This is a genomic window from Oceanicaulis sp. (assembly GCF_051859625.1).
In the GTDB taxonomy this organism is placed as follows: Bacteria; Pseudomonadota; Alphaproteobacteria; order Caulobacterales; family Maricaulaceae; genus Oceanicaulis.
The window spans coordinates 224,448-244,855 of the sequence record NZ_JBHYFH010000003.1 but is presented as its reverse complement, the minus strand read 5'-3'; the positions used below and the strand labels follow the sequence as shown (position 1 = coordinate 244,855).

General features: G+C 62.9%; 24 protein-coding genes and 1 riboswitch. Of the genes, 17 read left to right on the top strand and 7 right to left on the bottom strand.

All coding sequences use genetic code 11. The annotated features are described in order from the left end of the window. Positions 1 to 17: 17 nt before the first annotated feature. Complete coding sequence (gene tldD / locus ACTIGF_RS14400) at positions 18 to 1,430, bottom strand: metalloprotease TldD (protein WP_439637529.1); 1,413 nt, start codon at positions 1,428 to 1,430, stop codon at positions 18 to 20. A gap of 88 nt (positions 1,431 to 1,518) precedes the next feature. Then, entirely contained in the window at positions 1,519 to 2,148 is a 630-nt protein-coding gene (locus ACTIGF_RS14395; protein WP_439637528.1) for a hypothetical protein, read from the bottom strand. Between the two features lie 262 nt (positions 2,149 to 2,410). Here ACTIGF_RS14395 and coxB point away from each other — a divergent pair, with 262 nt between their 5' ends. The 10 genes from coxB to ACTIGF_RS14345 all read left to right on the top strand — a co-directional run bounded on the left by coxB (position 2,411) and on the right by ACTIGF_RS14345 (position 10,658). Beyond that, positions 2,411 to 3,277, top strand: a complete 867-nt coding sequence (coxB, locus tag ACTIGF_RS14390) for a cytochrome c oxidase subunit II (RefSeq protein ID WP_439637527.1) — start codon at positions 2,411 to 2,413, stop codon at positions 3,275 to 3,277. Positions 3,278 to 3,288: 11 nt separating this feature from the next. Further along, complete coding sequence (ctaD, locus tag ACTIGF_RS14385; protein WP_439637526.1) at positions 3,289 to 4,905, top strand: cytochrome c oxidase subunit I; 1,617 nt, start codon at positions 3,289 to 3,291, stop codon at positions 4,903 to 4,905. 40 nt (positions 4,906 to 4,945) lie between these two features. Next, positions 4,946 to 5,971 (top strand): heme o synthase, encoded by a 1,026-nt coding sequence (cyoE, locus tag ACTIGF_RS14380; RefSeq protein WP_439637730.1) that lies wholly within the window; start codon positions 4,946 to 4,948, stop codon positions 5,969 to 5,971. After that, positions 5,968 to 6,171 (top strand): hypothetical protein, encoded by a 204-nt coding sequence (locus ACTIGF_RS14375; RefSeq protein ID WP_439637525.1) that lies wholly within the window; start codon positions 5,968 to 5,970, stop codon positions 6,169 to 6,171. The genes cyoE and ACTIGF_RS14375 overlap by 4 nt, the downstream gene beginning before the upstream one ends. A 6-nt stretch (positions 6,172 to 6,177) precedes the next feature. Then, complete coding sequence (locus ACTIGF_RS14370; RefSeq protein ID WP_439637524.1) at positions 6,178 to 6,762, top strand: cytochrome c oxidase assembly protein; 585 nt, start codon at positions 6,178 to 6,180, stop codon at positions 6,760 to 6,762. 91 nt (positions 6,763 to 6,853) lie between these two features. Then, positions 6,854 to 7,759, top strand: a complete 906-nt coding sequence (locus ACTIGF_RS14365; protein WP_439637523.1) for a cytochrome c oxidase subunit 3 — start codon at positions 6,854 to 6,856, stop codon at positions 7,757 to 7,759. Continuing rightward, positions 7,759 to 8,184 carry a DUF983 domain-containing protein gene (locus tag ACTIGF_RS14360; RefSeq protein ID WP_439637522.1) on the top strand — a complete coding sequence of 142 codons (426 nt, stop codon included), beginning with the start codon at positions 7,759 to 7,761 and terminating at the stop codon, positions 8,182 to 8,184. Before ACTIGF_RS14365 ends, ACTIGF_RS14360 begins: the two co-directional genes overlap by 1 nt. A gap of 4 nt (positions 8,185 to 8,188) precedes the next feature. Then, positions 8,189 to 8,899 carry an SURF1 family protein gene (locus ACTIGF_RS14355; RefSeq protein ID WP_439637521.1) on the top strand — a complete coding sequence of 237 codons (711 nt, stop codon included), beginning with the start codon at positions 8,189 to 8,191 and terminating at the stop codon, positions 8,897 to 8,899. A 23-nt stretch (positions 8,900 to 8,922) separates the two neighbouring features. Then, a complete protein-coding gene (locus ACTIGF_RS14350; RefSeq protein WP_439637520.1) occupies positions 8,923 to 9,501 on the top strand; it encodes a GNAT family N-acetyltransferase in 579 nt (192 codons plus the stop codon). Then, positions 9,498 to 10,658, top strand: a complete 1,161-nt coding sequence (locus ACTIGF_RS14345) for an EAL domain-containing protein (protein ID WP_439637519.1) — start codon at positions 9,498 to 9,500, stop codon at positions 10,656 to 10,658. Before ACTIGF_RS14350 ends, ACTIGF_RS14345 begins: the two co-directional genes overlap by 4 nt. 26 nt (positions 10,659 to 10,684) lie before the next feature. Here ACTIGF_RS14345 and ACTIGF_RS14340 read toward each other — a convergent pair whose 3' ends face one another. Beyond that, complete coding sequence (locus tag ACTIGF_RS14340) at positions 10,685 to 10,840, bottom strand: hypothetical protein (RefSeq protein ID WP_439637518.1); 156 nt, start codon at positions 10,838 to 10,840, stop codon at positions 10,685 to 10,687. A 91-nt stretch (positions 10,841 to 10,931) separates the two neighbouring features. Then, positions 10,932 to 11,516 (bottom strand): YqgE/AlgH family protein, encoded by a 585-nt coding sequence (locus ACTIGF_RS14335; RefSeq protein WP_439637517.1) that lies wholly within the window; start codon positions 11,514 to 11,516, stop codon positions 10,932 to 10,934. Between the two features lie 122 nt (positions 11,517 to 11,638). On the opposite strand from ACTIGF_RS14335, the gene ACTIGF_RS14330 reads away from it, so the two are divergent. Continuing rightward, positions 11,639 to 12,121, top strand: coding sequence for a peroxiredoxin (locus ACTIGF_RS14330; RefSeq protein ID WP_439637516.1), 483 nt, complete (start codon positions 11,639 to 11,641; stop codon positions 12,119 to 12,121). 48 nt (positions 12,122 to 12,169) lie between these two features. Here the strand turns inward: ACTIGF_RS14330 and rnhA are convergent, their stop codons facing one another. The 3 genes from rnhA to ispH are packed head-to-tail and all read right to left on the bottom strand — an operon-like array spanning position 12,170 to position 14,027. Next, positions 12,170 to 12,616: a ribonuclease HI gene (gene rnhA, locus ACTIGF_RS14325; protein WP_439637515.1), complete on the bottom strand. Its 447-nt coding sequence runs from the start codon at positions 12,614 to 12,616 to the stop codon at positions 12,170 to 12,172. A 16-nt stretch (positions 12,617 to 12,632) separates the two neighbouring features. Further along, positions 12,633 to 13,061, bottom strand: a complete 429-nt coding sequence (locus tag ACTIGF_RS14320; protein WP_439637514.1) for a DUF1801 domain-containing protein — start codon at positions 13,059 to 13,061, stop codon at positions 12,633 to 12,635. A gap of 21 nt (positions 13,062 to 13,082) precedes the next feature. Next, positions 13,083 to 14,027: a 4-hydroxy-3-methylbut-2-enyl diphosphate reductase gene (gene ispH / locus ACTIGF_RS14315; RefSeq protein ID WP_439637513.1), complete on the bottom strand. Its 945-nt coding sequence runs from the start codon at positions 14,025 to 14,027 to the stop codon at positions 13,083 to 13,085. A gap of 99 nt (positions 14,028 to 14,126) precedes the next feature. Here ispH and ACTIGF_RS14310 point away from each other — a divergent pair, with 99 nt between their 5' ends. The 6 genes from ACTIGF_RS14310 to gcvPA all read left to right on the top strand — a co-directional run bounded on the left by ACTIGF_RS14310 (position 14,127) and on the right by gcvPA (position 20,407). Then, complete coding sequence (locus tag ACTIGF_RS14310; protein WP_439637512.1) at positions 14,127 to 14,750, top strand: hypothetical protein; 624 nt, start codon at positions 14,127 to 14,129, stop codon at positions 14,748 to 14,750. 15 nt (positions 14,751 to 14,765) lie between these two features. Continuing rightward, complete coding sequence (gene argS, locus ACTIGF_RS14305; RefSeq protein WP_439637511.1) at positions 14,766 to 16,529, top strand: arginine--tRNA ligase; 1,764 nt, start codon at positions 14,766 to 14,768, stop codon at positions 16,527 to 16,529. 112 nt (positions 16,530 to 16,641) lie between these two features. Next, positions 16,642 to 16,732, top strand: a riboswitch (glycine riboswitch). Between the two features lie 173 nt (positions 16,733 to 16,905). Further along, positions 16,906 to 18,000, top strand: coding sequence for a glycine cleavage system aminomethyltransferase GcvT (gene gcvT, locus ACTIGF_RS14300; RefSeq protein ID WP_439637510.1), 1,095 nt, complete (start codon positions 16,906 to 16,908; stop codon positions 17,998 to 18,000). Between the two features lie 33 nt (positions 18,001 to 18,033). Then, positions 18,034 to 18,399: a glycine cleavage system protein GcvH gene (gcvH, locus tag ACTIGF_RS14295; protein WP_439637509.1), complete on the top strand. Its 366-nt coding sequence runs from the start codon at positions 18,034 to 18,036 to the stop codon at positions 18,397 to 18,399. Positions 18,400 to 18,408: 9 nt separating this feature from the next. After that, entirely contained in the window at positions 18,409 to 19,056 is a 648-nt protein-coding gene (locus ACTIGF_RS14290) for an FMN-binding negative transcriptional regulator (RefSeq protein ID WP_439637508.1), read from the top strand. A gap of 4 nt (positions 19,057 to 19,060) precedes the next feature. Then, positions 19,061 to 20,407: an aminomethyl-transferring glycine dehydrogenase subunit GcvPA gene (gene gcvPA, locus ACTIGF_RS14285; RefSeq protein WP_439637507.1), complete on the top strand. Its 1,347-nt coding sequence runs from the start codon at positions 19,061 to 19,063 to the stop codon at positions 20,405 to 20,407. The last annotated feature ends 1 nt before the right edge of the window (position 20,408 follow it).

The window sequence follows — 20,408 nt, the reverse complement described above, 5'->3', positions numbered from 1 at the left end:
CCGAAAACCGCCCGGTGTTAACCCGCCCCGCCGACCGTCAGGCCGTCAATGCGAAGCGTGGGTTGTCCGACGCCGACCGGCACGCCCTGACCGGCCTTGCCGCAGGTCCCGACGCCGGGATCAAGTTCGAGGTCGTTGCCGACCATGGAGATCTTGGTCAGCGCGGTCGGGCCGTCCCCGATCAGGGTCGCGCCCTTGATCGGCTCGCAAATCTTGCCGTCCCGCACGCGATAGGCCTCGGTGCAGCGGAAGACGAACTTGCCTGAGGTGATGTCCACCTGGCCGCCGCCGAAATTCTTGGCGTAGACACCGTCTTTCAGGCTTTCCAGAATTTCGCCCGGATCGGTCTCGCCCGCTTCCATGATGGTGTTGGTCATACGCGGCATGGGCGGGTGGGCGTAGCTCTCGCGCCGACCATTGCCCGTGGGCTCCACGCCCATCAGGCGGGCGTTCTGGCGATCCTGCATATAGCCTTTGAGCACGCCATCCTCGATCAGGACCGTACGGCCTGTCGGCGTGCCTTCATCGTCAAAGCTCAAAGAGCCGCGGCGATCGGGGATCGTGCCGTCATCAACGACCGTCACGCCCTTGGACGCCACTTGCTGGCCGACCTTGCCGGAAAAGGCGGAGCTGCCCTTGCGGTTGAAATCGCCTTCAAGGCCATGGCCCACCGCTTCGTGCAGCAAGATCGCCGGCCAGCCCGGTCCAAGCACGACCTGCCACTCGCCCGCGGGGGCGTCGACGGCTTCAAGATTGACCTTCGCCACCCGCAGCGCTTCGTCCGCCAGGTTTTTCCACGCGCCCGGCGCGATCCATTGATCAAAGGCGGCGCGACCGCCCGCGCCGGCGGAGCCGGTTTCGCGGCGGCCATTGCGTTCGCAGGTGACAGAGACGTTCACGCGCACCAGCGGGCGCACTTCGGTGCGCACATCGCCGCCGGTTCGCACAATGCCGATCACCCGGCGCGAGGCGGAGACCGAGGCGGACACCTGCACCACTTCAGGATCGCTGGCGCGGCAATACGCGTCGATCTCGGCCAGCAGCGCTGACTTGGCTTCAAAGCCCGGCTGAGCGATGACGTCCACATCCTTATAGAGGGTCTGGTTGGCGCGGGACGGAGAGGGCGCCATGACCGCATCGCGGCCCTGACGGGCGGCGCTGGCGGTTTCGCCGGCGCGCTTGAGCGCGGCCAGGGTCGGATCAGAGGAGTGCGCGAAGCCGGAGGCTTCGCCAAAAACGCCGCGCAGGCCAAAGCCGCGCTCGGCGTCAAAATTTGCGACTTTCAGGCGGCCATCGTCAAAGGCGAGGCTTTCCGAGGCGGAGGTTTCCAGAAACAACTCGCCGTCGTCCGCGCCTACCAGCGCCTCATCGAGCACGCGGCCCGCATCATCGGCGTCAAATTCGAAAGCGGAAAACGGATCTGTGGTCATGACGGCTCCTGCGCGTGGCGGTACGCCGTCATACATAGCCCTTGCGATGTGCGAGTGCGAGGGGCGCGGGCAGGTCGGTGCGGCGCGATCAGCCCTGATGCCAGATGAAGCGGCCGGGCTGGGCGGCCAGGGTCATGTTTTCGGGATCTTGCTGGGCGGCCTGGTTATAGGCGGCGTATGCGTCTTCAAACCGGCCCAGGGTCTCCAGCGCGATCGCCGTGTTGAAAGCGGCGAGCGCGGGGCTGGCGCCAAGCTGTCCGGCCTGGCGCGCCGTCTCGATCGCCTGCTGGGCGGAGCCGGTCGTGATTTGCGCTGCAGAAAGATTCAGCCAGGCTTCCGCCAGTTCCGGCGCCAGCTCGACCGCTTCTTCAAGGTCCGAGCGCGCCTGGACGTTCTGGCCGCGGGCCAAGAGCATGACAGCGCGATTGGTCAGCACGCGGGCGCGCGTCTCTCCGCTGACGGAGGCGTCGCGAAGCAGAAGATCGCAAGCGCCCAGAGCGCGTCCTGTCGCGCCGGACTCGCGCGCGCCAGCCTCGCACTCATAACGCGCGTCAGCGCCGTAGGCCGGATTTTCAGGCGCTTGCCCCAAGGCGCGGCCGGAAAAGGCGAAAGAGATCGCGAAGGCCAACAGGGCCGCCATGGCCAGACCGAAAACGCCGCCAGTGATCGCCTGTACGAGCGGCTTGTTTTGGCGGGTTTGAAAACTGTGTGTCGACATCAATCTGGCCCCCTCAGACTTCATAATGAGCAACGAGGTTAGCAAAGCCTAAATCAACCGGCCAGACTTTCATACGCACAAGGAGGTGGAAAAAGGGCGCCAACTGCGACAAAAAGGCGCTTAAGCTCGATTGGCTCGCTTGTCATTGCAGTCTATATCGTGCGCAACGAGCACTGTGGCGACGAGTCGCCGCATCTGGCGTTTGAGCGTATTTCGCAAGACGTCGCCAATTGGACGATAGAACCAGGACTTTGGGGAAATTATGCGATTCTCGGCCATGCTGGGCGCCTTCGCCGCCCTTTGTTTAACGACAGCCGGCGCCTCGGCGACCGTGATCGGCGCGCCGATCGACGGTAATATGGGGCTGCAGGAAGCTGTCACCCCGGTGAAAGAAAACATCGAGGTCTTCCACGCCATGGTGTTGTGGATCATCACCGCAATCACGCTGGTCGTTCTGGGCCTGCTGATCTGGGTGATGGTGCGCTACAACAGCAAGCGGAGCCCCGAAGCCAAGAAATTCAGCCACAACACGCTGGTTGAAGTGATCTGGACGGGCATTCCGATCCTGATCCTGGTGGTGATCGCGGTGCCGTCCTTCAAATTGCTGTATCTGCAAGACGTCATCCCCGAAGCCGATTTCACCATCAAGGCCACCGGCAACCAGTGGAACTGGACCTACACCTATCCAGACCATGGCGGATTTGATTACGTCGCCAACATGCTGGCGGACGAAGACATTGCGGGTCACCCCTATGCGGCGCTTCGCAATCTGAGCACCGACCTGCCTGTGGTGGTGCCGACCGGCGCGACCGTCCGTGTTGAAGTGACCGCGTCCGACGTGATCCACAACTGGGCGATGCCCGCCTTCGGCATCAAGATGGACGCCATTCCGGGCCGCCTGAACGAAACCTGGTTCGAAGTTGACGAGCCGGGCATCTATTACGGCCAGTGCTCCGAGCTGTGCGGCTTGCGCCACGCCTTCATGCCGATCGAAGTTCATGTGGTGCCCGAAGAGGTGTTCACCGCCTGGATCGACGCGGCCAATAACGACCCCTATACGGCGCCGGATGTCCTGGCCGCCTATTATGACGACGTGCGTGGCGGGGCTCGCCTCGCTTCCGTCCAGTAAGGAGAGATCAGATGTCAGACGCTGCTGCGCATCACGACGATCACACCCCCAGCATCTGGGACTGGAAGCGCTGGGTGTATTCCACCAACCACAAGGACATCGGCACGATGTACCTGATCTTCGCGATCTTCGCGGGGGTTGTGGGCGGCGCCATGTCCGGCCTTATCCGTTGGGAGCTCGCCGAGCCGGGCCTTCAGGTCTTCAACAACGGCTTCTGGGGCAACGAGCATAACTACAACGTCATCACGACCATGCACGGTCTGATCATGATCTTCTTCATGGTCATGCCCGCCATGATCGGCGGTTTCGGCAACTGGTTCGTGCCGCTGATGATCGGCGCGCCGGACATGGCCTTCCCGCGGATGAACAACATCTCGTTCTGGCTGCTGCCCTTCTCCTTCATCATGCTGTTCGCATCGATGTTCGTGCCGGGCGCAGGCGGTGACAACGGCTTTGGCGGCGGCTGGGTGATGTACCCGCCCTTGTCGACGTCCGGGCATAACGGCCCCGCCTTCGACATGGTGATCTTCTCGCTGCACATCGCGGGCATCAGCTCGCTTCTGGGCTCGATCAACTTCATCACCACGATCTTCAACATGCGCGCGCCTGGCATGACCATGCACAAGATGCCGCTGTTCGCCTGGTCCGTGCTGGTGACGGCGTTCCTGCTGCTGCTGTCGGTTCCGGTTCTGGCCGGCGCCCTGACCATGCTGCTGACGGATCGTAACTTCGGCACGACCTTCTTTGATCCCGCCGGCGGCGGCGACCCGATCATGTACCAGCACCTGTTCTGGTTCTTCGGTCACCCGGAAGTGTACATCCTGATCCTGCCCGGCTTCGGCATGATCTCTCACATCGTGTCCACCTTCTCGCGCAAGCCGGTCTTTGGCTATCTGGGCATGGCCTACGCCATGGTCGCCATCGGCTTCATCGGCTTCATCGTGTGGGCGCACCACATGTACACCGTGGGCCTGAACGTGAACCTGAAAGCCTATTTCGTGGCCGCCACGATGATCATTGCAGTGCCGACCGGCATCAAGATCTTCTCGTGGATCGCCACCATGTGGGGCGGCTCTATCCAGTTCCGCACCCCGATGATCTGGGCGATCGGCTTCATCTTCCTGTTCACCGTGGGCGGCGTGACTGGCGTGATGCTGTCAAACGCCGGCATCGACCAGTCCCTGCACGACACCTATTACGTGGTGGCGCACTTCCACTATGTGTTGTCGCTGGGCGCGGTGTTCTCGATCTTCGCCGGGTTCTACTACTGGTATGAGAAGATTTTCGGCATCAAGTTCAACGAGACGCTGGCGAACATCCAGTTCTTCTTCTTCTTCGTGGGCGCCAACCTGATCTTCTTCCCGCAGCACTTCCTGGGTCTGCAGGGCATGCCGCGCCGGTATGTGGATTACGCAGACGGCTTCGCGACGTGGAACATGGTCTCCTCCATGGGCTATGTGGTGATGCTGTTCGGCATGGTCGCGTTCTTCCTGGTGCTGATCGAGTCGATCATGCGTCGCCGCCCGGCCGAGGCCAATCCGTGGGGCGAAGGCGCAACCACGCTGGAGTGGACGCTGTCCTCTCCTCCGCCCTTCCACCAGTTCAACGAACTGCCGCGCATCAAGTAGCGGTTGGTTGATCGATTTGACGGAACCGGAAACGAACACCGTGACCGACCTCTCCGCTGATCTTCGCAAGGGCGGCGCTGCTGATGCAGCGCCGCCCAGCGATCCTTCGGACGCCGCCAAGCTGGCGTCCTGGCGAGACTATGTCTCGCTGATGAAGCCGCGCGTCATGACCCTGGTGGTGTTCACCGGTCTGGCGGGGTTCGCGGCTGCGCCTGTGAGCGTGAATTTCTTGACCGCCGCCATCGCCATGCTGTGCATCGCCGTGGGCGCTGGCGCGGCGGGCGCGTTCAACATGGCCTATGACGCCGATATCGACGCCATCATGAAGCGCACCCGGCGCCGTCCGGTGCCCACAGGACGCGTGCCCGCCAGCGAGGCCTATGTCTTCTCCGGCGTGATGGCGATGGCGTCCGTCTTGTTGATGGCGCTGGCGACCAATTATGTCGCGGCCGGCCTTCTGGCCTTCTCGATCTTTTTCTACACGGTGATCTACACCATGTGGCTGAAGCGCTCGACGCCGCAGAATATCGTCATCGGCGGCGCCGCCGGCGCCTTTCCGCCGATGATCGGCTGGGCCGCCGCCACCGGCGATGTCAGCCTCAATGCGGTGCTGCTCTTCTTGATCATCTTCCTGTGGACGCCGCCCCATTCCTGGGCGCTGGCGCTCTACAAATCGGGTGATTATTCCGCCGCCGGCGTTCCGATGATGCCGGTCGCCAAGGGCGCGAAATCCACCCGGATCCAGATTCTCATCTACACCGGGCTCTATCTGGCGGCGACGGCTGCGCCGATCGTCACCGGGCTTGGCGGCTGGATTTACGCCGGGGCCGTGGGGCTGGGCGGGGCGCTGTTCGCGCTTCTGGCCGTGCGGGTTTTCCTGTCGCGCGCCGGCGACGCCAACGCGGCCGAGGATGAGCTGTATGCGGTGCGCGCCGGCGACAAGGCCGCGCGGGATTTGTTCGCTTACTCCATCGCGCATCTCACCTTGCTGTTCGCCGCCTTGCTCGTCGAGCATGGCGCGGGCGCCTACAAGCCTGTTCTGGCCCTTTTGGGAGGTCTGTCATGAGCGAGACCGACACCACGCCGAAGCCTGAACAGCCCGAGGCGACGGATGCGCAGAGCGACACCGTCGTTCTGACCGATGAGCAGCTCAAGGCCCGACATAATCGCAACCGTGCGATTGCTCTGGGCCTGTTCGCCTTCGTGGGGCTGATCCTGGTGACGACGATGGTCCGTCTCGCCACCAATTATAATATGGGAGGCTGATCGCTGATGTTCTCCAGGCTCGACAAGAACACCAAGGTTTTCGCCCTCTGCGGCGCGATCATCGTGGGCATGGTCGGCATGGCGTATGCGGCGGTGCCGATCTATGACCTCTTCTGCCGGGTGACCGGCTATGGCGGAACGACCCAGCTGGTTCAGTATGATCCCGGACAGGTTCTGGATCGCGAAGTGACGGTGCGATTCGACGCGTCGCGCTCGCGCGACTTCCCCTGGGAGTTCGAACCGCTGCAAAACGAAATGCGTGTAAATGTCGGCGAGACGGCCTTGGCCTTCTATCGCGCCACGAACACGTCTGACCGCCCCGTGACGGGCATCGCCAGCTATAATGTGACCCCGTTCAAGATGGGGCCGTATTTTTCCAAGCTGGAATGCTTCTGTTTCACCGAGCAGACGCTCGATCCGGGGCAATCCATGGATATGCCGGTGATCTTCTTCGTAGATCCCCTTATGGACGAAGATGACCGGCTGGACGATATCCGCACGATGACGCTCTCCTATACGTTCTGGGAAAGCGGCGACGAGCGGGTCTATGAAACCGCAGAGGCGTCCGGTTCGGACGCTGAAGCCCAGTAGCGCGCAAGCGTGTGATGAATTGAATACCGGGACGGGCGCCCTTATAGAAGCGCTTGGAAATTGACCCGGAACTTACTGGCGGGAGACTCTCATGGCCGGCGCAGCCGTTAAACACGATTACCACCTCGTCGATCCCAGCCCGTGGCCGTTCGTCGCCTCTCTTGGCGCGTTCGTGCTGACGTTTGGCGCGGTCGTCTTCATGAAGGGTCTGTCGACCAACGAAGAGTCGATCTTCTACTTCTTCCTGCAACAGGGATCTCCGATCCTGATGATGCTGGGCTTCGCGATCATCATCTATGTGATGTTCGGCTGGTGGGGCGACGTCATCAAGGAAGGCCAGAAGGGCGATCACACCCCGGTCGTGGATCTGGGCCTGCGCTATGGCATGCTCCTGTTCATCGTCTCCGAAGTGATGTTCTTCGGCGCCTGGTTCTGGATGTTCTTCGACATGGCGCTGTTCCATGGCGACCGGGCTGGCGCAGGCTGGACCGGTGAAGTCCTGGGCATTGACTATTCAGGTTGGGAAGCCGGCATTCCGGGCATCCAGACCTTTGATCCCTTCCACCTGCCGCTGATCAACACGCTGGTTCTGCTGCTGTCGGGCACCACGGTGACCTGGGCGCACCACGCGCTGCAGCATGGTGATCGCAAGGGCGCCAAGCTGGGCACCCTGCTCACCGTGATCCTCGGGGTCTGCTTCACGGCGCTTCAGGCGTATGAATACTCGCACGCCGCCTTCGGCATTTCGGGCAGCCTGTATGGCGCGACCTTCTTCATGGCGACGGGCTTCCACGGCGCGCACGTGATCATCGGCACCATCTTCCTGGCGGTCTGCCTGATCCGTCTGATGATGGGTCACTGGACCAAGGAGAAGCATTTCGGCTTTGAAGCGGCGGCCTGGTACTGGCACTTCGTGGACGTGGTTTGGCTGTTCCTGTTCGCCTTCGTCTATGTGGCCTTCGCAGGCCTTGGCACCGCACACGGGGTTGGCCATTAATGACTGAAACGAGCCCCTTTCTCGCCGGCCTGCTCGGGCGTTGTCCGCGATGTGGCAAAGGGGCTCTGTTTCGCAGTTATCTCAAGGTCGCGGACGCCTGCGGCGTCTGCGGCCTTGATTTCTCCAACGAAGACTCCGGCGACGGCCCCGCCGTTTTCGTGATGTCCATTGTCGGATTTATCGTCGTGCCAGCCGCCCTGGCGCTGGAGCTGGCGGCTTCGCCCCCGGTCTGGCTTCACATGCTGATCTGGCTGCCTCTGGCGACGCTCCTGACCTTGCTGATCCTGCCGCCGTTCAAGGCGACCTTGTTCGCCCTGCAGTGGAAGCATAACGCCCATGAGGCCCAGCTGGATCTCGACCCGGTCGAGGGGGCAAGCGAGGCTGACAAGGCGGAGACGGCCCGCAGCGACACCGACGCGGCGTAACGTCATGGCGAGTTTTCGCCCCTATCCCGTTCTGACCCTTCTCATGCTGCCTGCACTGGCCTTGCTGTTATGGCTGGGCAGTTGGCAGTTGGATCGGCGCGCCTGGAAGGTGGATTTGCTGGCGCAGTACGCCGCGACGGCGCAAGCGCCGCCCATCACTCTGTCTGAGGGTATTTGCCAGGGCGGAGCCGAAACCGGCCGCCGGGTGATGCATCCTGACTTGGGGGAGGCGGCGGTCAGCGTCCGCGTCTCCGGGCGCAATAGGCAAGGCGCGCCGGGCTGGCGTCTGTTCTCGGCTGTCCCGGCCTGTGGCGGCGCCGAACAGGTGCTGGTGGAAACCGGGTTTGAAGGGCTGCAAACCGCCACGCGCGCCGATGACGGCGCGGCTCCAGAGATCTCAGAAAACCTGTCGCTGCGCTTTGAAGCGCCTTTGGGCACGGGGGTTTTCACCCCACCCTCCGACGTCGCGGCGAACATGTTCTACGGGTTTGATCCAGTGGGCATGGCGTCCGTGCTGGGGATCGAAGCGGAGACGCTGAACAACCAATACTGGCTGGCCCTGAGCACGGGCGAGCCGCCGGCTTATCTGACCCAGACCCCGCCTGAACGGCATCTGGCGTATGCAATTACCTGGTTCGCCATGACACTGGCTTTGCTGGCTGTTTACTTCGCGTATCATATACAGGCCGGCCGCCTGAAATGGCGCGGTGCGTAAGCTGACGGCGAAGGACAACCCAGATGGCGCTCTGGCGAGAAGACATGCAAGAGACGGTTCTGTGGTCTGAAGGGCTCAGACTGCGCCATCCCCAGTTGGAAGATTACGAGGCGTGGGCCAAGCTTCGCTCCGCCAGCCGCGCACATACCGAACCGTTTGAACCGGCCTGGGCGGAGGATGAACTGAGCAAGTCCGCCTTCAAGCGCCGGCTGCGCCGCTATCAGACCGATATCGAGAACGGCACGGGCTATCCGTTTTTCATTTTCCGGGCGTCAGATGATGTGCTGGTCGGCGCGTGCAATCTCAACAATGTGCGACGCGGCGTGCTGCAGGCCGCCGATATCGGCTACTGGATTGGCTCGCCCTATGTGCGCAAGGGCTATGCGCGGGCGGCCGTCCGGCGGGTTCTGGGCCATGCCTTCTCCACCTTGCGCCTGCATCGTGTCGAGGCCGCGACGCGGCTCGATAATGACGCGTCGCGACTGTTGCTGACATCAGTCGGCTTCACCCCGGAAGGGGTGGCGCGCGGGTATCTGAAAATCTACGGTGAATGGCGCGACCATTTGAAGTTCGCGATTTTGAAGACGGACCCCATCCGATGACCGATCCCGCCGCGCTTGGACCCTATCAAGATGCGGTGGCGGCGGCCGGAGCCTTGGCGGTGGAGATCGGGTTTCTCGATGACTCCCTGCATCTGGGGGGAGAGGCCCTGTCGCTGGGATTGGGCGCGTTAAGCGCCGAAGGCGGCTTCAGCAAGCTTCGCAACAGACTGGCGCCGGCGGACCAGCCGCGCCTGGACGTGTTGAGGCGCGCCGGACCGTGCGATGTGCGCCTGCGATTGCTCGGGGATGATCATCAGGTGCGCTATGTCCGGCTGATCGGACAGGGCGACGGGTTGAACTGGCGTGGTCTGATGCTGCCCGCAGGCGGCTCGGCGGGCGTGCGCGCCGACATGGATATGGAGACTGCGCTGGCGGAGGCGTTGCAGGCAGGGGATGTCTGCGCCTTCTACCAGCCTGTGGTCGACCTTAAGACGCGCGCCCTGGCGGGGTTTGAAGCGCTGGCCCGCTGGGACCGTCCCGGCGTGGGCATATTGGGCGCGGAAGAGTTCATGCCGCTGGCGCAGTCGCATGGCTATATCGAAGCGGTGGGTGAGAGCGTTCGCGCCATGGCGGCGCTGGACCTGTCCGCCTGGCATGCCGCGTATAGCGGCGCCCTGGACTTGTTCGTCACCGCCAACGCCACTGCGACCGAAGTCAGCGCGCCTTATTTCGCCGATCGCCTGTTGGAGGCGGTGCGCGCTGCGCGATTGCCCGCGGGCGGCTTCAAGCTGGAAGTCAATGAAACCGACGTGATGCTGGACCCGGACGCCGCCGAACGCACACTGAACGCTGTGCGCGATCAGGGCGTGCCGATTGTTCTGGATGATTTCGGGACCGGCTATTCCTCGCTGGCGCGGCTCGACCGGTTCGCCTTCGATGTGGTCAAGCTCGACCAGTATTTCATCCGCGCCGCTCTGACGGACGGATCCGCCCGCTCCATTATTTCATCGGTGGTCCGGATTGCGGAAAGCTATGGCATGCTTGTGGTCGCAGAAGGCGTGGAGACCGAAGCGGCCCAGGCGCTGTGTCTCGATCTTGGCTGTGATTACGGTCAGGGCTTTTTATATGCCCAGGCGCTCGCCCCGCAGGATGCGGCTCAGGCTGTGACAGAGGGGTTGAAAACCCGCTTTCATCCCGCCCGGAGAACGCAAGCCTGAGCTTGCTGAATCACCTGACATGGAACCTAGAAATACCACAGCGCATTGACGGAGCCTGACGTCAGGGCGAGCGGAAACAGCACGACGGCCAAGCCCAGAACACCCAGCACAAAGGCTTTCGCAACAGTATTGCGAGCCCGGGTGAAGCGAACAGATCGCTTGCGGTGTCTTTGCAGGGACATGCGATCACCAAAACACGTCAGAGGGGAATTCTTCATTCATTGAACGCAAATCCGGCGCCAAGTCAACGGTGAATATGGCGATGCGGAAACATTAGGCGTTGCCGCTGGACGCGGTCAGAAATTCCGGCGTCACGCCCAGCTTGCTGAGCGCGCGCGTCCATTTGTCTTCGGGCTTGTCGTCGAAGATCAGGCTGTGGTCTGCATCCGCGACCAGCCAGGCGTTCAGGCTGATTTCGTCTTCAAGCTGGCCCGCGGCCCAGCCCGCATAGCCGAGCGCCATCAGGGCGCGCGCCGGCGCGGCGTCAGAGGCCAGGGCGTTGAGGATCTCTTGGGTGGCGGTCAGCCCCAGATCCTCGCCCACGCGCTCGGTCGCGGGGCCGCAGGCCACATCCAGCGTATGCAGAACAAAGCCGCGATCGCGATCCACAGGCCCGCCTTCCAGAACGGGGGCGTCCGCCGTCTGCGCGCCGCCCGCCACGTCCAGCTGGTCCAGAAGGTCGGGCAGGCGGAAACCGGTCATGGGACGGTTGAGAATAATCCCCATGGCGGTCTCGGAATCATGCGCGCACATATAGATCACCGTGCGGTCAAAGCGGGGATCGCCGATCAAGGGGCTGGCGATCAACAGCTTTCCGCCCAGATATCCAGATTGGGTATGAGGCTGTGGCGCGTCCATGGACACAGCTTTTCCCCAAGCGAGGCGATTGTCCAGTCCCGCCGGCGCTCGCGCTGTCTTGTCGCGGGGCGGGGGGCGTCTTAAGTCTTGGCGGAGTTCATTGTCCTTTTCGGAGCCTCCCCATGACCCTTAAAGTCGGCGACACCCTGCCTGACGTCACCTTCATGACCATGACCGCAGACGGCCCCCAGCCGATGAGCACGGATGACGTGTTCGCCGGCAAGCGCGTGGCGCTGTTCGCCGTGCCCGGCGCCTACACCCCGACCTGTTCGGCCAAGCACCTGCCGGGCTTCATCGAGAAAGCATCCCAGCTTCAGGCCAAGGGCGTGGACCGGATCGCCTGCACCTCGGTCAATGACGTCTTCGTCATGGGCGCCTGGGGCAAGGATCAGGGCGCGGGCGACGCTGTCTTGATGCTCGCAGACGGCAATGGCGATTTCGCCTCTGCGCTCGGTCTTGAGATGGACGGTTCGGCGTTCGGCATGGGAAAACGGTCCCAACGCTATGCGCTGGTGGTCAACGACAAGGTGATTGAACACCTCTTCGTGGACGAGCCGGGCAATTTCGAAGTTTCTTCCGCCGAGCACGTGCTGAGCGCGCTTTAAGGCGTCAGACGATGGACATCCGGCCTGGCGCAGCGCCGGGCCGGGGTCTTATCTGTCAGACAGGGTCGAGATCGCGTCGCGCGCCAGCTGGTCGGCGCGTTCGTTCTCGGGGTGGCCGGCATGCCCCTTCACCCACTCCCATTGCACGTCATGCTTTGAGGCGATGGCGTCGAGCCGCTTCCACAGGTCATCATTCTTGACCGGTTTCTTGGCGGCGGTTTTCCAGCCATTGCGCTTCCAGCCATGAATCCATTTGGTCACGCCGTCGCGCACATAGGTGCTGTCGGTGACCAGCCGCACTTTCGAGCGGCGTTTCAGCGCTTCGAGCGAGGCGATCGCCGCCATCAGCTCCATGCGGTTATTGGTGGTGTCCGCCTCGGCGCCGGACAATTCCTTCTCATGGCCGTTCCAGTGCAGGATCGCGCCCCAGCCGCCGGGACCGGGATTGCCGGAACAGGCGCCGTCGGTATGGATGAGAATGGTGTTGTCGGCCAAGGCGTCCTCGCGAACTCTAACTGGGCGTGACGGGCCATTTGCGGCCCAGATCATCGAGCCCGGATTGAATGAGTTCGCTCAGAACGTCCAGATCAACATCCGCCAGCTTTGACACATACAGACAGCTTTTGCCCATCTTGTGCTTGCCGAGCCGGTCCAGCAGGGATGAGTAATCGGCATAGCCGGGCATGATGTAGATCGACAGGTTTGACTTGCGCGGGCTGAACCCGGTGGCGAGGAAATCGCCTTCGCGGCCGCTGTCATAGCGATAATGATAAGAGCCGTAGCCGATCATGCTCGGCCCCCACATCACCGGCGACCAGCCCGTAACGCGCTGGAACAGGGCGTTGAGCGCCTGGCCGTCCTCACGCCGGCGTTCAGGTTCGACAGCGCCGAGAAACGTGTCGACGTCAACGGGCGTGGCTTGGGTCTTGTTCTGGGTCATCTGCGCCTCCGGACGCAGAGCTTACGCGACTTCCTTGGGCAGTTTGAAGACCACGTTTTCCTCCGCCACCCGGATCTCGCGAATATGCAGGGTGTAGCGGCGGGCGAGGGCGGACAGCAAACCCTCCACAAGTTCTTCCGGCGCGCTGGCGCCGGCGGAGACGCCCAGACGCTCGACGCCGTCCAGCCAGGCCCAGTCGATCTCCTCGGCCTTCTGGACCAGATGCGCAGCCTTGGCGCCCGCGCGTTCGGCCACTTCCACCAGCCGCACCGAGTTGGACGAGTTCGGCGCGCCGACGACCAGGACCAGGTCCGCGCCTTCACCGATGGCCTTCACCGCCGCCTGGCGGTTGGTGGTGGCGTAGCAGATGTCTTCCTTGTGCGGCGCGGCGATCTTCGGGAAGCGCTTTTGCAGAGCCGCGACGATGTCGGCCGTGTCGTCGACCGACAAAGTGGTCTGGGTGACGAAGGCGATATTGTCAGGGTCTTTCGGCTCAAAGCGTTCGGCGTCTTCCACCGTTTCGATCAAATGCATCACGCCGTCAGGCAGCTGGCCCATGGTCCCGATCACCTCGGGGTGGCCGGCATGGCCGATCAGCAAAATCTCCTGACCCGATTTGTGGTGACGCTGCGCCTCCACATGCACCTTGCTGACCAGCGGGCAGGTGGCGTCCACATACAGCATGTCGCGGCGGGCCGCTTCATTGGGGACGCGCTGGGGCACGCCATGGGCGGAGAACACCACCGGGCGGTCATCGGGGCATTCGTCGAGCTCCTTGACGAACACCGCGCCCATGGCCTCCAGCCGATTGACCACATGCTTGTTGTGAACAATCTCATGGCGCACGAAAACCGGTGCGCCATAGCGCTCGAGCGCTTTCTCCACAATCTGAATCGCCCGGTCCACACCGGCGCAAAAACCGCGGGGAGAGGCCAGCTGGACGGTCAAAACGGGTTTGTCGGTCATGGATTTCCTCTGCGGGGAAAGGCGGCGGGGCGTTGCCCTGTCCGCGCGCGCGTCGTACAGACTGCTCTAGCAGACACCGTGCGCCCCGCGAAGGGGGGCATGCCGTCCTCTGAGATGGTTCGCCATCCGAACGCCTTGAGGTTATTCATGCGCCTGTCCGTTCTGAGCCTGTCCGTCGCTGCTCTGGTCCTGTCCGGGTGCTCCACCCTGCGGGACACCATCGCGGAGCCGGATCCCAATCCGGGGCCCTGCCCGAACGCGCTGGCGCTGTATGACGCCCACCGACTGGTGGAGATCAATGGCGAAAACCCTGTGTACGAGAATGTGGGGTTCACAGGCGAAGTTCTCAATGTCGCCAGCAATTGCCGCTACACCGACCGCAACGCCGATCCCATCGAGATGGAAATGGCGGTGCGCCTGGGCTTTGGACGCGGACCTGCGGCGCAGGGCATGACCAAGACCTATGAGATGTTCGTCGCCGTCACGCGGACCGACCGCGTGGTGATCGACCGTCAGGTTTATCCGATCACCGTCACGTTCGAGCCGGGCGAAGACCGGGTGGAAGTGATCGAGGAGTTCAACTCCATAGCCATCCCGCGCGTCTCGCCGACCACGTCTGGCTCGAACTTCGAAATTCTGGTGGGGTTTGAGCTGACCGATGAACAGCTCGACTTCAATCGCGGCGGCCTGCGCTTCCGTGTCCGGGCCGGACAAGACGATTAAAACATTCAGGACGTCATGACTTCGATTGTCGAACAACTGACCAGCGCCGTCGGCGCTGCGTTCGAGGCCGTTGGCCTTTCCGCCGATCTGGGAACGGTGTTTGAATCCGACCGCCCCGATCTTGCGCCCTATCAGTGCAATGGCGCCATGGCGGCGGCCAAGCAGGCCAAGAAAGCGCCGCGCGCGGTCGCTGAAGACGTGAAGGCGGAGCTCAACGCCCAGCACCCGGAGCTGGAGATCGAGATCGCCGGACCCGGTTTTCTCAACATCACGCCGGCGAGCCCTGTTTATGCGATCCGCGCCAATGGACTGGCGGACGATGCGCGCGTGGGCGGTCGTCAGAGCGCAGCCCCCAAGCGGGTGATGATTGATTTCGGCGGTCCCAATGTGGCCAAGCCCATGCATGTGGGCCATTTGCGCTCGTCGGTGATCGGCGACAGCCTGCAGCGCCTGATGCGCTTTCGCGGTCATGACGTCACCTCCGACATCCACCTCGGGGATTGGGGCCTGCAGATGGGTCATCTGGTCACCGAACTGCAGGACGAGCAGCCGGACCTGATCTATTACGACGCTGATTTCAGCGGCCCGTATCCTGACGAGCCGCCGGTGACGATCGACGATCTGGCGCGGCTCTATCCGCAAGCCTCCGCCAAGGCCAAGGACGATCCCGAACGCAATGCCCGCTCGCGCAAGGCGACGGCCGAATTGCAAGCCGGACGTCCGGGCTATCGCGCGCTGCTGCGCCATTTCATCAATGTGTCGATTGCGGCGTTGAAAGATGATTTCGGCGCGCTGGGCGTGCATTTCGACCTCTGGAAGGGCGAAAGCGACGTCAATGATCTGATCCCGGGGCTGGTCGAGGACTTCAAGGCGCGCGGCGTGGCCGAGGAGAGCGACGGCGCCTGGATCGTGCGCGTCGCACGTGAGGACGACAAGAAAGAGCTGGCGCCGCTGATCCTGGTCTCAAGTCAGGGCTCGGCGCTTTATGCGACCACCGATCTCGCGACCATTCTGGATCGCAAACAGCAGCAAAATCCCGAACTGACGCTTTATGTGGTCGATCTGGGCCAGTCTGACCATTTCGAGCAGGTTTTCCGCGCCGCCTACAAGGCTGGTCTCGCGGAAGAAGGCGCGCTGGAGCACGTGAAGTTCGGCACGGTGAACGGGACCGACGGCAAGCGTCTGCGCACGCGCGCCGGCGGCACCTTCCGTCTGGCCGATCTGATCAGTGAAGCGCGTGAGCGGGCGCGGGCGCGTCTGAACGAGGCGGGGCTGGGCGCGCAGCTGACCGAAGACGAGTTTGAGACTGTGGCGCGCGCCGTGGGCAACGCCGCGATCAAGTTCTCTGATCTGCAGAATGTGCGCACCACCAACTACATCTTTGATCTTGATCGTTTTGTCAGCTTTGAAGGCAAGACCGGGCCGTATCTTCAGTATCAGGCCGTGCGCATCAAATCCTTGCTCAAGAAAGCCGGCGAGCAGGGGATCGAGCCTGGCGCCGTGACGATTTCGGACAAGGCCGAGGCGGCGTTGATCCGCCGTCTGGATGCGTTTGACAGCGCGCTCAACCGTGCTGAGCGCGACCGGGCGCCGAACGTTCTGTGCGAGCACGCCTATGGGCTGGCGCAAGCGTTTTCGGGCTTTTACGCCGCCTGTCCGATCCTGCCGGAAAAGGACGAGGCCATTCGCGCGTCGCGCCTGACTCTGGCCGGGACCACGCTCAAACAGCTCGAGATCGTACTGGGCCTGATCGGGATTGACGTGCCCGAGCGGATGTAGCGGCGTTTCACTTTGCTGCAGCGCCCAATCGCGATTGACTCAAATCCGTCAAACGCTAGGTTTGCGCGTCGGTGCAGACCCGCCGGGAGGCGCGCTGCAGCGGGGATACATGAGGTCACTTGCGGGAGAGACCGGCCGAAGACGCCGGCGCCGAAGGCGCAACCGCCCCGGAAACGCTCAGGCTAACGGACCGCAAGCCTAAGACCTAACGCTGGAAAGCGGGCGCTGACGTTCAGACGCCCCACCGAAGGAGCAATGCGCGCGCCCGTATGTGAAGGCGCGACGCGGGAATCTCTCAGGTCTTCAAGACAGCGGGGGCGATTCGGAGCCGGCATGAGCCGCGCGACGCACGCAACCCGCATGCTTGAGGCCAGACATGACCGACACGCTCAACCGCACGCCGCTTTATGATCTTCACGTTGAACTGGGCGCCAAAATGGTGCCGTTCGCCGGCTATGAGATGCCCGTCCAGTATGACGGCGTCATGGCCGAGCATAATCACACGCGTGAAGCCGCAGGCCTGTTTGACGTCTCCCATATGGGCCAGGCGCGTCTGATCGGCGATGAAAGCGCGTTTGAGACGCTGATCACAGCCGATCTTGCTGCGCTGCCGCAGGGCGAACAGAAATACACGCTGCTCCTGAACCCTGAAGGCGGGGTCAAGGACGACCTGATGGTCTCCCGCCCTGATGATGAAGGGCTGTTCCTGGTGGTGAACGCCGCCTGCAAGCGCTCTGATTTTGACTACATCATCGAAGCAACGAAGGGCGTCGCCGAGCTGGTCGAGCTGGACGGCCGCGCGCTGCTGGCGCTGCAGGGCCCGCAGGCGGGCGCCGTGATGGCGGATATCTGCCCTGAGGCTGCGAAGATGGTGTTCATGCAGGCGGGCTGGTTTGAAATCGACGGCCTGCGCCTGATGATTTCGCGCTCGGGCTATACCGGCGAGGACGGGTTTGAAATCTCCGTCGCCAATGAACACGCCAGCGATTTCGCCCGCAAGCTTCTGAGCGATGAGCGGGTGAAGCCCATCGGTCTGGGCGCGCGGGACTCCCTGCGTCTGGAAGCCGGTCTGTGCCTGTACGGCCATGACATGGACGAGACGACCTCGCCCATCGAGGCCGGTCTGATCTGGGCGGTGGCCAAATCGCGCCGCGAGCGCGCCGATTTCCCTGGCGCCGCGCGCATTCTCAAGGATATCGCCGACAAGCCCGCCAAAAAGCGTGTGGGTCTGGCGTTGAAAGACCGCGCCCCGGCGCGTGAAGGCACCGAGATCGCCGTCAATGGCGAGATTGTCGGCGTCGTCACCTCGGGCGGATTTGGTCCGACCGTCGGCGCGCCCATCGCCATGGGCTTTGTGCGCACCGATTTGTCGGCGCCCGGCACGCAGCTTGATTTGATGGTGCGCGGCAAGGCGCGCCCGGCTGAAGTGGTGAAAACGCCCTTCGCGCCGCATCGTTTTTATCGCGGTTGATCCCGCACGATTTCGCTCTGGAGGAGACGTCTGATGAGCACCCGATTTACCAAAGACCATGAATGGATCCGTGTTGACGGCGAAGAAGGCGTCGTGGGCATCACCGCCTACGCCGCCGAACAGCTGGGCGATGTGGTGTTCGTTGAATTGCCTGAAGTCGGCAAGACCGTCTCGGCGGGCGATGAGCTGGCCGTGGTGGAAAGCGTGAAAGCCGCGTCTGAAGTCTATGCGCCGGTGTCGGGCGAGGTCATCGCCGTCAACGAGCTGCTGGAAGGCGAGCCCGCCAAGGTCAATGAGGCGCCGGACGGCGAAGGCTGGTTCGTGAAGATCAAGCTGTCTGACAAGACCCAGCTCGATGCCATGATGGATGACGCGGCTTACGCCGAACACATCAAGTAAGGACGGCGGATGCATCCGGCTCAGGCTTTCAACATCGCAACGCAGGACCGGGCGCTGGACTATGTTCGCGCCTATCCCTTCGCGGTTTTGACGGTCTGGGACGGCGGACGCCTTCGGACAGCACAGCTGCCATTGATCCCGGTTTTCGGGCCGGCAGATGAGCTGGTCGCCTTTGAGGGACATATCGCCCGGTCCAATGTCCTGGCGCAGGTGCTCTCAGGGCGGACTGAAGCCGTACCCGGTCAGGCTGTGTTTTGCGGACCTGACGCCTATGTTTCTGCAAATGCGTACCCGTCCAAGGCCATTGATGGCCGGGCGGTGCCGACTTGGAACTATATCGCCGTGGAGGCGGAGGGGGTGTTGAGCCTGACGTCTCCCTCTCAGACCCGCGCCATTCTGGAGCGCCAGACGGCGGTGTTCGAGGCGGGCGAGGCGCAACCTTGGTCCATGGGCGACGCGGATGCGGCGTATTTGGACCGGCTGGAAGCGGCGATCATCGGGCTGACACTGGATGTGACGCGTTTCGAAGGCACGGAGAAACTCAGTCAGAACAAGGCTGAGGCGGATTTTGGCGGCGTACTGAACGCACTTGAAGCGCGTCAGGAGCCGGGCGCGGCCGCCCTGGCCGCTCGGATGAAGACCCTGAATAGAGGCTAACGCCATGCGATACCTGCCCCTGACCGATGAAGACCGGGCGACAATGCTCGAGACGATCGGAGTGGATTCTGTCGACGCCTTGTTTGAGGACGTGCCCGAAAAGGTGCGCCTGGACGGGCCGGTGGACCTGCCGCTCCACAAGAGCGAGATGGAGGTCGAGCGCCTTCTGACAAAGATGTCGCGCAAGAACATCGCCGCGTCTGAAGCGCCTTTCTTCGTCGGGGCGGGCGCATACAAGCACCACATTCCCGCCAGCGTGGATCATTTGATCCAGCGCTCGGAATACCTCACCAGCTACACGCCCTATCAGCCTGAAATCAGCCAGGGCACGCTGCAGACCCTGTTTGAGTTTCAGACCCAGGTCGCGCTCCTGACCGGCATGGAAGTGGCGAACGCCTCCATGTATGACGGCTCGACCGCTTGCGGCGAGGCTGTGCTGATGGCGTGCCGGATCACCAAGCGCTCCAAGGCGATCCTCAGCGGCAATCTGCATCCTCACTATGCGGCGGCGACCCATACGCTCGCCAAATACATGGATATCGACATACGCGACGATGCGGCGAAGCCCGGCGGGCTGGACGATATCGCCGCCGATATCCCTGATGATGTGGCGTGCGTCGTGGTGCAGAACCCCGACGTGTTCGGCCAGGTCCATGATCTTGAGCCCATCGCCAAGGCCGCCCACGAGAAAGGCGCGCTGCTGATCGCGGTGTTCACCGAGGCTGTCTCGCTGGGCCTGATGAAAACGCCCGGCGCAATGGGCGCGGACATCGTCGTCGGCGAAGGCCAGTCCATCGGCGTCGGCCTGCAGTTCGGCGGCCCGCATGTGGGTCTGTTCGCCTGCCGCGGCGATCGCAATTTCATCCGCAACCTGCCCGGCCGTCTGGCGGGGGAGACCGTAGATGCGGACGGACGCCGGGGCTATGTGCTGACGCTGTCCACCCGCGAACAGCATATCCGCCGCGACAAGGCGACCTCCAACATCTGCACCAATTCCGGCCTGATGACGCTCGCCTGGACGATCCACATGTCGCTTCTGGGCGATACCGGGCTTCGCACCATGGCCCAGCTGAGCCATGAGAAAGCCTGCGAGCTGGCGGACCGTCTGAGCGCGATTTCCGGCGTCGAGCTGGTCACCGACGCCTTCTTCAACGAGTTCACCCTGCGCCTGCCCAAGAAGGCGGCTGACGTGGTGGAAGCGCTGGCGGACAAAGGCGTGCTGGGCGGGGTTCCCGCCAGCCGGCTGTATCCGGGCGAGGGCTATGATGATCTGCTGATCGTCGCGGCCACTGAAACCAACACCGAAAGCGATCTCGACGCATTCGAAGCGGCTCTGAAAGAGGTGCTGTAAT